General features: G+C 55.8%; 13 protein-coding genes and 1 riboswitch. Of the genes, 5 read left to right on the top strand and 8 right to left on the bottom strand.

Annotated features, from left to right (window positions below):
• The first annotated feature begins 49 nt into the window (after positions 1-49).
• Genes NQH49_RS06150 through NQH49_RS06140 form a run of 3 tightly spaced genes read left to right on the top strand, consistent with a single transcriptional unit; the run spans position 50 to position 3026 of the window.
• Entirely contained in the window at positions 50-811 is a 762-nt protein-coding gene (locus NQH49_RS06150; protein WP_256695973.1) for an endonuclease/exonuclease/phosphatase family protein, read from the top strand.
• Positions 808-2052, top strand: a complete 1245-nt coding sequence (gene clsB / locus NQH49_RS06145; RefSeq protein ID WP_256695972.1) for a cardiolipin synthase ClsB — start codon at positions 808-810, stop codon at positions 2050-2052. The genes NQH49_RS06150 and clsB overlap by 4 nt, the downstream gene beginning before the upstream one ends.
• Complete coding sequence (locus NQH49_RS06140) at positions 2052-3026, top strand: lysylphosphatidylglycerol synthase domain-containing protein (RefSeq protein WP_008102686.1); 975 nt, start codon at positions 2052-2054, stop codon at positions 3024-3026. The genes clsB and NQH49_RS06140 overlap by 1 nt, the downstream gene beginning before the upstream one ends.
• 102 nt (positions 3027-3128) lie before the next feature.
• On the opposite strand, the gene NQH49_RS06135 is transcribed toward NQH49_RS06140, so the two are convergent.
• The 7 genes from NQH49_RS06135 to moaA form a co-directional block, all read right to left on the bottom strand.
• Positions 3129-3836, bottom strand: a complete 708-nt coding sequence (locus NQH49_RS06135; protein WP_176970992.1) for a Bax inhibitor-1/YccA family protein — start codon at positions 3834-3836, stop codon at positions 3129-3131.
• A gap of 59 nt (positions 3837-3895) precedes the next feature.
• Positions 3896-4990: a DUF1615 domain-containing protein gene (locus NQH49_RS06130; protein ID WP_256695971.1), complete on the bottom strand. Its 1095-nt coding sequence runs from the start codon at positions 4988-4990 to the stop codon at positions 3896-3898.
• Positions 4991-5070: 80 nt separating this feature from the next.
• On the bottom strand, positions 5071-5523 hold the full coding sequence (gene moaE, locus NQH49_RS06125; RefSeq protein WP_256698383.1) for a molybdopterin synthase catalytic subunit MoaE: 453 nt from the start codon (positions 5521-5523) through the stop codon (positions 5071-5073).
• Between the two features lie 2 nt (positions 5524-5525).
• Entirely contained in the window at positions 5526-5771 is a 246-nt protein-coding gene (moaD, locus tag NQH49_RS06120; RefSeq protein WP_256695970.1) for a molybdopterin synthase sulfur carrier subunit, read from the bottom strand.
• Positions 5764-6249, bottom strand: coding sequence for a cyclic pyranopterin monophosphate synthase MoaC (gene moaC / locus NQH49_RS06115; RefSeq protein ID WP_154153274.1), 486 nt, complete (start codon positions 6247-6249; stop codon positions 5764-5766). Before moaC ends, moaD begins: the two co-directional genes overlap by 8 nt.
• Before the next feature lie 2 nt (positions 6250-6251).
• A complete protein-coding gene (gene moaB, locus NQH49_RS06110) occupies positions 6252-6767 on the bottom strand; it encodes a molybdenum cofactor biosynthesis protein B (RefSeq protein ID WP_256695969.1) in 516 nt (171 codons plus the stop codon).
• 17 nt (positions 6768-6784) lie between these two features.
• Positions 6785-7771, bottom strand: a complete 987-nt coding sequence (moaA, locus tag NQH49_RS06105; protein ID WP_256695968.1) for a GTP 3',8-cyclase MoaA — start codon at positions 7769-7771, stop codon at positions 6785-6787.
• Positions 7760-7896: riboswitch (molybdenum cofactor riboswitch) on the bottom strand. (Overlaps the previous gene by 12 nt.)
• Before the next feature lie 196 nt (positions 7897-8092).
• Between moaA and NQH49_RS06100 the strand changes: the two genes are divergently transcribed.
• On the top strand, positions 8093-8995 hold the full coding sequence (locus NQH49_RS06100; RefSeq protein WP_256695967.1) for a gluconeogenesis factor YvcK family protein: 903 nt from the start codon (positions 8093-8095) through the stop codon (positions 8993-8995).
• Positions 8996-9056: 61 nt separating this feature from the next.
• Here the strand turns inward: NQH49_RS06100 and uvrB are convergent, their stop codons facing one another.
• Positions 9057-11078 carry an excinuclease ABC subunit UvrB gene (uvrB, locus tag NQH49_RS06095; protein ID WP_256695966.1) on the bottom strand — a complete coding sequence of 674 codons (2022 nt, stop codon included), beginning with the start codon at positions 11076-11078 and terminating at the stop codon, positions 9057-9059.
• A gap of 901 nt (positions 11079-11979) precedes the next feature.
• Between uvrB and NQH49_RS06090 the strand changes: the two genes are divergently transcribed.
• Positions 11980-12696: an ABC transporter ATP-binding protein gene (locus NQH49_RS06090; protein WP_008102708.1), complete on the top strand. Its 717-nt coding sequence runs from the start codon at positions 11980-11982 to the stop codon at positions 12694-12696.
• Positions 12697-12703: the final 7 nt, after the last annotated feature.

Genomic DNA, 12703 nt, shown 5'->3' with positions numbered 1-12703 from the left:
CAAAGACTACACTTTGTGCTGTTGATGATGAAAAGGAGCGCGTCGAAGTATGCCACAAAATACGCAAGGATTTTCATTTAAAGTCCTGACGATCAATACCCACAAGGGGTTCACCAGCTTTAATCGCCGCTTTATCCTGCCGGAATTGCGCGACGCAGTCCGCGCCACATCGGCGGATATCGTCTTCCTGCAAGAGGTGATGGGCACCCACGCCATCCATTCACTGAACATCGAAAACTGGCCGGAAACCTCACATTACGAGTTTCTGGCCGATACCATGTGGAACGATTTCGCCTATGGCCGCAACGCCGTTTATCCCGAGGGACATCACGGGAACGCGATATTGTCACGATTTCCCATCGTTGAATATGAAAACCGCGATATTTCCGTCGCTGGAAGTGAAAAGCGCGGCATGTTGCACTGCCAAATTCGCCTGCCGGATCGTGCTGAGCCGCTGCATGTGTTCTGCGTACATCTCGGTCTGAAGGAGAAGCATCGTCAGGCGCAGATGAAGATGATGTGCGACTTCATTGATACGCTGCCGCCCAATGCGCCCTTGGTGGTGGCCGGTGATTTTAATGACTGGCAGGTCAGCGCCAATCGCTTTCTCAAGCGCGCGGTGGGCTTAGAGGAAGTGTTCAGTATCAAAACTGGCCGCCCTGCCCGCACTTTTCCGGCACGTTTTCCGTTGTTACGGCTTGATCGTATCTACATCCGCAACGCCACGGTCAGTAAGCCGTGGGCGCTGCCGGTTAAACCCTGGTCACACCTGTCCGATCATGCGCCATTAGCGGTGGAGATTTTCCTATGAGTTTCAATTGGCGCGACGGTAATCAGCTCCGTTTGCTTGAGAACGGTGACGAATTTTTCCCGCGCGTATGGGGCGCGATTCAGCGTGCCGAGCGCACGCTGCTGCTGGAAACCTTTATTCTGTTTGAGGATGAAGTGGGCAACGACCTGCACGAAGCGTTGCTTAACGCTGCACAGCGTGGAGTGAAAGTTGAAGTGATGGTCGATGGTTACGGCTCGCCGGATCTCTCCGATCGATTTGTTAATAGCCTGACCGCCGCTGGCGTGCGCTTTATCTATTACGATCCGCGTCCGCTGGTGCTCGGTATGCGCACTAACGTGTTTCGTCGCCTGCACCGCAAAATTGTGGTGATTGATGAAGCGATCGCCTTTGTCGGCGGCATCAACTTCTCCGCTGAACACAACATCGATTTCGGTGCAGAAGCCAAGCAGGATTATGCGGTGGAGGTGAAAGGTCCGGTGGTTTTGGATATTGCCCAATACGTGCAGCAACAAATGGGCAGCGAACAGCACACGCGGCGCTGGTGGGGCGCGCGTTCCCACCGTCCGGCGGTTAACGCCATGCCCGGTGAAGCGCAGGTGCTGTTTGTTTATCGCGATAACGACGAACACCGTGACGACATTGAGCAGCACTATCTCGCCATGCTGCGCAAAGCCCAGAAGGATGTGATCATCGCCAACGCCTACTTCTTCCCCGGCTATCGTTTGCTGCGCGAGATGCGCAGCGCGGCACAGCGCGGCGTGCGCGTCCGGCTGATCGTGCAGGGCGAACCCGATATGCCGATCGTTAAAGTCGGCGCCGAGCTGCTGTACAACTATTTGGTCGATGGTGGCGTAGAAGTGTATGAATACTGCCGCCGCCCGCTGCACGGCAAAATTGCGGTGCAGGATCAGCAGTGGTCCACGGTCGGTTCCAGCAACCTTGATCCGCTGAGTTTATCCCTCAATCTCGAAGCCAATTTGATGGTGCACGATCGCGCCTTCAATCAGACGCTGCGCGACAATCTGGAGCTGCTGATTCAGCAGGACTGTGTGCGCGTGGAAGATGACAAGCTGCCGCCGCGCAACTGGTGGCAGCTGACCAAAGGCGTGATTGTGTTCCACTTTTTACGCCACTTCCCGGCCATCGCCGGTTGGTTACCTGCGCATACGCCGCGCTTGTCGCAGGTTGCGCCGCCGGTGCAGCCTGAAATGGAAACCCAGGATCGGGTTGAAGCCGATAATTCAGGAGCGAAACCCTAATGTCGAAAAAGAATCCGCGCTGGCAACTGGCGAAGAAAATCCTCACCTGGCTGTTTTTTATCGCGGTGATTGTGCTGCTGGTGGTGTATGCGCGCAAGGTGAACTGGGAAGACGTTTATACAGTGATCGTCGGCTACAACCGCTATGTAGTGCTAAGCGCCGCCGCGCTGGTGGTGGTGAGTTATCTGACTTACGGCCTTTACGACCTGATTGGACGCGCCTACTGCGGCCATAAGCTGGCGAAACGTCAGGTGATGCTGGTGTCGTTTATCTGCTATGCCTTCAACCTGACGCTCAGCACCTGGGTTGGCGGCGTGGCGATGCGTTATCGGCTCTACTCGCGTCTCGGTTTGCCGGGCAACACCATTACACGCATCTTCTCGCTGAGCATCGCCACCAACTGGCTTGGCTACATTCTGCTGGCCGGCGTGGTGTTTGCGGCGGGCATGGTGCCAATTCCTTCTGGTTGGTTCATTGGCGAAACCACCCTGCGCATTATTGGCGCGGTGCTGCTGGTGATGGTGGCCGTCTATTTGTGGGCGTGCGCCTTCGCGAAGAAGCGCCGCTGGACGGTAAAAGGCCAGCATCTGCAGCTGCCTTCGCTGCGCATGGCGCTGTTCCAGTTTGCCGTCTCTTGCGCCAACTGGATGGTGATGGGCATGATTATCTGGCTGCTGCTGGCACGTCAGGTGGATTATCCGATTGTGTTAGGCGTGCTGTTGATCAGCAGTATCGCGGGCGTGATTATTCATATTCCCGCGGGGATTGGCGTGCTGGAGGCGGTATTTTTGGCGCTGCTGAGTGGGCAACATGCCTCGCACGGCAGCATTATCGCGGCGTTGCTGGCTTATCGCGTGCTCTACTTTATCCTGCCGCTGTTGGTGGCATTGGTGCTCTATTTGTGGCTGGAGAGCCGCGCGAAGCATTTGCGGCAGAAGAATGAGCAGAAGATGGAGAAATCGGTTTCGCGCTAGTTTTGTGCGGGATTCCCCTCACCCTGGCCCTCTCCCGCAGGCGGGAGAGGGGACGGATTGGTGCAGACCGCACGCGGGAGAGGGAACAGTTTGGTGCGTGGTTTAGCGGCGGTTGCCGAAGATGCGCAGCAGCATCAGGAACAGGTTGATAAAGTCGAGATACAGCGTTAACGCGCCCATGATTGAGGCGCGACGCAGGTTCTCTTTGTCATTGACGTTGATGTTCTCGCCAATCGCCTTCAGCCTCTGCGTGTCATAGGCGGTTAAGCCAACAAACACCACCACGCCGATATAGGTAATCGCCCACATCAGCGCCGGGCTTTTCAGCCAGAAGTTCACCAGCGACGCCAGCAAAATACCGATCAGCGCCATAAACAGCAGACTGCCAAAACGGCTCAGGTCGCGCTTGGTGGTGTAACCGTAGAAGCTCATGGCACCGAACATCCCGGCCGTCACAAAGAAGGTGCTGGCAATCGATGAGTAGGTGTAGACGAGGAAAATACTCGCCATTGTCAGACCGGTCAGCGCCGAATAGAGCATAAACAGCGCGGTAGCCACTGCGCCGCTCATGCGTTGCACCATGCCAGACAGCACAAACACCAGCGCCAGTTGCGCGATGATCAGACCAAAGAAAGTGATACGGTTAGCAAACACCAATTCCATTACTGCAGGTGTACGGGCAGCAAACCACGAAACAAACGCGGTGAGCAGCAAGCCACAGGTCATCCAGCCATACACCTGCGCCATGTAGGTCTGCAGCGAAGTGGATGCCTGCTGCACGATTGAATCATTACGTGGATATCGATCCATGAAGCGCCTCATTAAATGTTAGACAAACTCTGTAAGTGTGGAGTGTACACCCGTTTGCGTCAACGGCGCGTCAAGCACTGTTGATAGCGGCCATTAACGCGCTGGGCAAACCACGCGGTGGTGAGATTGCGGGTGATTTTCGGGCTCTCCAGCTTGATGCCCGGCAGCATTTCGCGCGGCAGACGTTTTCCGGCCATCTTATCGGCAAGAATAAAGGTCTGCTTCCACAGCGTGCTTTTGGCAAAATCTTCAGTGTCGCCCTTCTCCAAATCGCGGCGGATTTCACGATTGCTCATATCCAGCTGCTTGCTCAGGCTGCGCACCGCCAATTCGGTGGAGCTGGCCTGCTCGCTGCCATACATAATCAAATCGCCATCAAGTTCCAGCTTGATGCCGCTGGCGCGCGCAATCGCCGCCTGGAATGCCGCGTTGCGGCTGGCGTACCAACCGGCGTTGAAGTCGGCAAAGCGATAGAGCGGCTGGCTATAATCGGCCGGATAGCCAAGCAGATGCAGCGTGCCGAAATAGATACCACCGCGACGCGTGAAGACTTCTCGACGAATCGAGCCGTCAACCGCATACGGATAGCCTTTGGCGTGCGCTTCCGCAAACTCAATGCTGACCTGCATCGGCCCGCCAGTATGAATCGGGTTAAGATTGCCAAACAGCTTCTGCCCCATCGGCACCATATCGATAAAATCATCAAAGATGGCGCTCAGCTCTTTCTCGCTGCGCACTTTATCCAGACGCGCGGCATAGCTTTCACCGTTCGGCGATTTGATTAACAGTGCGGTGCGCACCAGAAATGCCGGAACGTGCACTTTGGCGGCGCGGCGATCGATTTCGCCCCAGGCGATTTTCGGCAAGCCCGGCACTTCCGCATCAGCACTGAAGTTGGATTCCTGATCGGTGACGGCAATGACCGCGCAGATGTTGCTGACGCTGGCATCGATTTGCTGCACGCGGAACGCGGTATAGATGTCGTCGGCCCAAGCGGATTTTTGCTTCACGTCGCTGGGCAACAACTGCTGGATTTGGCTTTTCACATCGGCGGGCTGACGCGCTGGCACCTGCGGCTCTTTTTTAGTGCTACAACCAACCAGTACCAGCGCAGCCAGCAATGCTGCGCCTTTCATCATCTTGCTCGTGTTCATCCTGCTCCCTGACGCCAACAAAAACCGTACCTTAACGTTTTCAGTGGCCTGCCGCTATCGGAGCCGGGGGATTTTGCGCGCTAGCTCCAGCGCTCAGCAGCCTGATGATCGCTGTCACGCGCATCAACCCAGCGTTCGCCTGCGACAGTGGCTTCGCGCTTCCAGAACGGCGCACGAGTTTTCAGGTAATCCATGATGAACTCGGTAGCGGCGAATGCACTGCCCCGATGCGCGCTGCTGACGCCCACAAACACGATCTCATCGCCGGGGAACAGTTCGCCAACGCGATGAATTACCGTGACCTGCTGCAGCGCCCAGCGCTGACGCGCATCTTCAACAATATCGTCCAGCGCTTTTTCCGTCATGCCGGGATAGTGCTCCAGCGTCAAGGCCGCCACGCTGGCACCGAGATTATGATTGCGCACTTTGCCGGTAAAGGTGACGACCGCGCCATCGCTGTCATGGGCGGCGAGTTTTCCGTACTCCTCGCCGACGTTGAAAGGTTCTGATCCGACACGAATCCGCGTTTCCATCATCAGCCTCCGGTCACCGGCGGGAAAAAGGCCACTTCATCACCGGCACGTAGCGGATGCGTCATTGGCACCAGCGTTTGGTTAACCGCCGCCAGCAGCTTGCCGGATTCCAGCGCCAGCGCCCAGCGTTCGCCCTTCTCCGCTAATGCCGCGCGCAATGTCGCGACGTCCTCATATTCTGGAGCCAAATCCAGTGAGCTGGTGCCGGTCAATTCACGCACCTGAGCAAAAAACAGCACCTTAATCATGGCTCACCGCCTTGAAATCGCCAGACTTGCCGCCGCTTTTAGTCAGCAAACGCAGCTGGTCGATGACAATGTCTTTTTGCACCGCTTTGCACATGTCATAGATGGTCAGCGCCGCGACGGAGGCCGCCGTCAACGCTTCCATCTCGACGCCGGTTTTGCCGGTCAGACGACACAGCGAGGTGACGCGCACGCGATTGTGCTCGGGTTCAGCAATCAAACTGACTTCTACTTTGCTCAGCATCAGCGGATGACAGAGTGGAATCAGTTCCCAGGTGCGTTTTGCTGCCTGAATACCGGCGATGCGCGCGGTGGCGAAGACGTCACCTTTGTGATGGCTGCCGTCAATAATCATCTGCAGCGTTTCGGCGCTCATCAGCACCAGCGCTTCGGCCTGCGCTTCGCGTACCGTTTCGGTTTTGCCGGAGACATCCACCATGTGGGCTTCGCCAGCGGCATTGATATGAGTTAACGATGACATGCTTACAACTTCTTCAAATGTGAAACGAAATTACACGGACGCGTACGTGCATCCAGCTGATCTTCAATAATGCGTTCCCAGGCGCTGCGGCAGGCGTTGGTCGATCCCGGCACGGCAAAAATCAGCGTCTGATTGGCTAATCCGGCCACCGCGCGCGACTGCAGCGTTGAGCTGCCGATCTCTTCATAGGAGATCATGCGGAACAGCTCGCCAAAGCCCTCGATTTCACGGTCCAGCAGCGGCAGCAACGCTTCTGGCGTGCTGTTTTGGCTGTTGAAACCGGTGCCGCCGTTCACGATCACCACTTGCACATCGTCGCTGGCGATCCAGCGCGACACCGTGGCGCGAATGCGATAGCGGTTATCCGGCACCAGCGCGCGATCCACCACCTGATGTCCGGCTTCCGCCAGCGCTTCGCGCAGATAATCGCCAGATGTGTCGTTGCTGGCATCGCGGCTATCCGAGACGGTCATCACCGCCACATTCAAGGCGACAAATTCGCCGGTAGGTTTACCCATGGCCGTAACTCCTGTGTTTAGCCACCAATAAAGGAGAGATTTTGTGTGATGCCGGTGTTGCCCTGATGCAGGAAATGCGTCTGCTTTTTCTGTCCAAGGCTGTGCGCAATGCGTGCCTGCAACGCGTCTTGCTGATCGTCAGAGGCCAGCAGATCGCGCAGCGACACGCCGCCATCGCCAAACAGGCACAGATGCAAATTGCCCAGCGCCGAGACGCGCAGGCGGTTGCAGCTGGCACAGAAATCTTTCTCGTACGGCATGATCAGGCCGACTTCGCCCTGATAATCGGGATGACGGAACACCTGCGCCGGACCGTCGCTGCGGCCGCGCGGCTGGCGTTGCCAGCCTTGCAGGATCAGCTGGTCGCGGATCACTTCACCGGAGATGTGATGACGGCGGAACAGATCGCTGCCTTCGCCGGTTTCCATTAGTTCGATAAAGCGCAGTTGAATCGGTCGCAGGCGCAGCCACTCGAGGAAGGTGCTGAGGCTGTGGCTGTTCACATCGCGCATCAGCACGCTGTTCACTTTCACTTTCTCGAAACCGGCATCAAAGGCGGCGTCGATTCCCGCCATCACCTCGGCAAATTTGTCCTGGCCGGTAATGGCGTGAAACTGGCGTGCGTCGAGGCTGTCGACGCTAACGTTGATATGAGTGAGACCGGCGGCGCGCCACGCACGTACGTCACGCGCCATGCGGTAACCGTTGGTGGTCATCGCGATCTGGCGAATAGCGGCATTTTCACGCACGGCGGCGATGATGTCGGTGAAATCGCGACGCATAGAAGGTTCGCCGCCCGTCAGGCGCACTTTTTCCGTGCCCGCAGCCGCAAAGGCACGCGTCACGCGACGAATCTCATCCAGCGAGAGAAAGCTTTTATTGTTCGAACCGTTCGGCTTGTAGCCATTCGGCAAGCAGTAGGTACAACGGAAGTTACACACATCCGTGACCGACAGGCGCAGATAGTAAAAGCTGCGCGCGTAGGCATCTGTAAATTGTGGCACCTGAACACCTTTCCAAAGTCGGGAGATGCAGTCATTTCTTTCTGCACCCTGGCAGCTCAAGGCTGCGGCCTGCCTTCCATATCGTTAACGACTTAGGAAACCAGGCTTGGGAGTTTGTTGTCATTATGGACAACACGGTTAAAACGAATGGTAGCGCGATTAGCGATTCGCATCCATCAGTGAATTTCGCTATATATCTTGATGTATAACGTATTTTTCACCGCATTTTCGCGACAGGATACGGTAAAATGCACCACAGATATTGATGCACATCAGTTCAACTACGCCTCAACGCGAGGACGTCAGTGACAAAGGAGAAACATGAATCGAACCCTGGCAGATTTGGACCGCGTAGTGGCATTAGGTGGCGGACACGGTTTGGGCCGCGTGATGTCGGCGCTGGCACCGTTAGGCTCGCGCCTGACCGGCATCGTCACCACCACCGATAACGGCGGATCCACCGGCCGCATTCGCCGCTCGGAAGGCGGCATTGCGTGGGGCGATATGCGCAACTGCATCAATCAGCTGATCACCGAGCCGAGCGTCGCCACCGCGATGTTTGAGTATCGCTTCACCGGCAATGGCGAGCTGGCCGGCCACAACCTGGGCAACCTGATGCTGAAGGCGCTCGATCACCTAAGCGTACGTCCGCTGGAAGCCATCAATATCATTCGCAATCTGCTTAAGGTTGATGCGTTTCTGATTCCGATGTCGGAACAGCCGGTTGATCTGGTGGCGCAGGATGGCGAAGGCAACATGGTGTACGGCGAAACCGCGATTGATGAGATGAAGCAGCCGCCCGAAGAGTTGATGTTGCATCCCAACGTGTTGCCGACCCGCGAAGCGATTGAGGCGATAGGCGAAGCGGATTTGATTCTGATTGGCCCCGGCAGCTTCTACACCAGCCTGATGCCGATTCTGCTGATGGAAGATATGGCGCGCGCGATGCGTCGTACACCTGCCACCATGGTGTTTATTGGTAATCTGGGCCGCGAACTGAGCCCGGCGGCAGCCAGCCTGAATGTGGCCGATAAATTGGCGATCATGGAGAAAGCGATTGGCAAGCGGGTGATTGATGCGGTGGTAGTCAGTCCAGCCGCCGATATTCGCGGCGTGGAAGAGCGCTTAATCATTCGCGAACCGCTGGAAGCCGCCGACATCAAATATCGCCACGACCGCCAGCTGCTGCGCATCGCGCTGGAACACGCGATTCAGGCCGTGTAGGGTCGCCATTTATGGCGACCTGGTTACAACCATTACGATTATGGCGACTCGGTTACTACCATCACGAAGCCGCAATAAACAGCTCACGCAGTTGATGTAACTGATCGCGCACGCTGGCGGCTTCTTCGAACTCCAGGTTCTGCGCGTGTTGCTGCATCTGCCCTTCCAGCTCGTGAATCTTCTTCTGCATCGCCTGCGGCGTAAGCGCCATATAGTTAGCTTCGGCTTCTGCCGCAGTGCGTGACGCGGTTTTGCCTTTGCCGCGCGTTTTCACCACGTTTTTACCGAGCTCAAGAATATCGGTGATCTTCTTGTTGAGCCCTTGCGGCACGATACCGTTTTCTTCGTTGTATTTTTGCTGTTTCTCGCGACGACGCTCGGTTTCGCCCATCGCGCGCTCCATCGACGGCGTGATTTTGTCAGCGTAGAGAATCGCCCGGCCGTTGATGTTACGTGCGGCGCGGCCAATGGTCTGAATCAGCGAACGCTCGGAACGCAGGAAGCCCTCTTTATCGGCATCGAGAATCGCCACCAGCGATACTTCTGGCATATCCAGACCTTCTCGCAGCAAGTTGATGCCGACCAGCACATCAAATTCGCCGAGGCGTAAATCGCGGATGATCTCCATACGTTCTACGGTATCAATATCCGAGTGCAGATAGCGCACCTTCTCGCCGTGCTCCACAAGGTATTCGGTGAGGTCTTCCGCCATACGCTTGGTCAGTACCGTCACCAGCACGCGCTCGTTGATTTCGACACGCTTGCGGATTTCCGACAGCAAATCGTCAACCTGCGTCGCCACCGGACGCACTTCCAGCACCGGATCCAGCAGGCCAGTTGGGCGCACCAGCTGATCAATCACTTCGCTGCCCGATTTTTCCAGCTCGTAATTGCCCGGCGTGGCCGACACATAAATGGTTTGCGGCGCGGCCGCTTCAAACTCTTCAAACTTCATCGGGCGGTTATCCAGCGCCGACGGCAGGCGGAAGCCGTATTCCACCAGCGTCTCTTTACGCGCGCGGTCACCACGATACATGCCGCCAATCTGCGGAATAGTAACGTGCGATTCGTCGACCACCAGCAAACCATCCGCCGGTAAATAGTCGAACAAAGTCGGCGGCGGCTCGCCCGGTCCGCGCCCGGAGAGATAGCGCGAGTAGTTTTCGATGCCGGAGCAGTAACCCAACTCGTTCATCATTTCGAGATCGAACTGCGTACGCTGGGAAATACGCTGCTCTTCAAGCAGCTTGTTGTTCTCCAGCAGCACTTTGCGGCGGATCACCAGCTCATCTTTGATCTCTTCCATCGCCTTAAGAATGCGCTCACGCGGCGTCACGTAGTGCGTTTTGGGATAGACGGTAAAGCGTGGGATAACAGAATCAATCTGACCGGTGAGCGGATCAAACAGCGACAGCCTTTCAACTTCTTCATCGAACAACTCAATACGCAGCGCAATGTCGTCCGATTCGGCCGGGAATACATCGATCACTTCGCCGCGCACGCGGAAGGTGCCGCGCTGGAAGGCTTGATCGTTGCGGGTATATTGCAGTTCCGCCAGGCGACGCAGAATGCTGCGCTGATCGATAATCATGCCGCGCGTCAGGTGCAGCATCATTTTCAGGTAGAGATCGGGATCGCCCAGACCGTAGATCGCCGAAACAGATGCCACCACAATCACATCACGACGCTCCAGCAGCGCTTTGGTCGCCGACAGACGCATCTGCTCAATGTGCTCATTCACCGAGGCATCTTTCTCAATAAAGGTGTCAGAACTCGGCACATAGGCTTCAGGCTGGTAGTAATCGTAATAAGAGACGAAAAACTCCACTGCGTTATCCGGGAAAAACTCTTTCATCTCGCCGTAGAGCTGCGCCGCCAGGGTTTTGTTCGGTGCCAGCACCATGGTCGGGCGGTTAAGGTCGGCAATTACGTTCGCCACGGTAAACGTTTTACCCGAGCCCGTCACGCCCAACAGCGTTTGATGCGCGAGTCCATCTTCCAGCCCCTCTTCGAGACGGCGAATCGCCTCAGGTTGATCGCCTGAAGGCTTGAAAGCGGAGTTGAGTTTAAAGACTTTGCTCATGTTTTAGCGGTTCCAGCAGATGAAGTCGGCGGGCAGGCTGCTAATTCTACTCTGCTATGGCGAATTTGCCAGAAAAAAATACTGGACATAATTACAGTAACCTTGCACGATAATGGAATCTGAAGCGGATTTTCTTCAGTGCAATTTAAGCGGCAGCCAGCAAGCGCTTGTTGCGCAATGTTATCCCCAAGCGGAGGACGCTTTTAACATTTGTCAATAGAGTGTCATTAAATTGCAGTCCGATGACAAGCCAGATAATTCGCATGCTTGATTTTAACTAACCTGCTGTTTTTACTGACATTGACTCAAAAGCCCAGTTTCTCATCATAATGTATGAAGGCCGCGAATTTACTCGCTTGCACACGGTTTTCAGTCGCTAATGCACAAGGTTATCCACAGTAATGGTGGATAAGTGAATCCAGCCCCGAGCCCATCGGCTGTGTATAATTTTCTCCCGCCCATTCTTAAGCGCGAAAAAAAATTTTTTCGCATTTATTTTTCTCCTCCTGCGTGTCGCATTAACCCTTCTTTTTCCCGGTTTACCTCTCCTTACCTGGAGAAAAGCCAGCCTTTAGGCCATTTATTTCCCCGGTTATTGCCTTACGAACGATCAAATGCACCAGAAACGTTAAGCCGTTAGCACCGTCAAAGTGCAGCTCATTTATCACCGCCGGCAATTGTTAAGTATTTCTCAACTTTTAGCGGTTGATTTGTCAGGTTTGCGACGCAGAACGGCCTGAATTCCTAACCTGGCCTGGGAATTGCAGTGTTTGCTATATGGAGTGACGAGTCCATATCGGCGCTTGCCGACGACAGCGGTGTCCATCAATCGTGCACGACTGTATGCCAGACGACACAGAGCGGGAGCATTCAGGCTTATAATCTGGAAGGAGGATGTCAGATGCTGAGTTTACGTTCGGTGAATCAGTTTTACGGTCAAAATCACATTCTGTGGGATGTGGATCTCGATCTGCCGCCGGGCACCTGCACCGGCGTGCTGGGCAGCCCTGGCATGGGCAAAACCACGTTGGTGAACTGCATTATGGGCCGCCTGCCGATTAACAGCGGCTCAATGACCTGGCAGGAAGATGGCGCGCCGCCGGAAGATTTGCTGCTGCAACCGGCCGAGCTGCGCGCGCGCACCGGCATTGGTTACGTGCCGCAAGGACGGCATATTTTCTCGCAGATGAGCGTGGAGGATAACCTGCTGATCGCCCTGATGGCGGCGCAGGACGATCGTAGCCGCGCTATTCCGGAAATGGTATTTGATCTTTTTCCGGCGCTCTATTCATTGCGCCATCAGCGCAGCGGCGAGTTGCCGATGGAGCAACAGCAACATTTGGCACTGGCGCGCGCGCTGGTGCTGCAACCCAAGCTGGTGATTCTGGATGAGCCGACGGAAGGGATGTCGCCGTGGCTGGAAGAGGAGATGGGCAATCTGATTCGTCGGCTAAACCGTGAGTATGGTTTAACCATTCTGCTGCTGGAGCAGCACGTGTCGTTTGTGCGCCGCGTCGCCGATTATTTCCTGCTGCTGCATCGTGGACGTAACGTGGCGCATGGCAAAGTGGCGCAGCTGGATGATTTGACGGTGAATAAGTGGCTGACCGCGACGTGACGATGTA

It is taken from the genome of Pantoea trifolii (genome assembly GCF_024506435.1).
GTDB lineage: Bacteria > Pseudomonadota > Gammaproteobacteria > Enterobacterales > Enterobacteriaceae > Pantoea > Pantoea trifolii.
The sequence above is the reverse complement of the archived record's forward strand: the minus strand, read 5'-3'. Positions and strand labels throughout refer to the sequence as shown.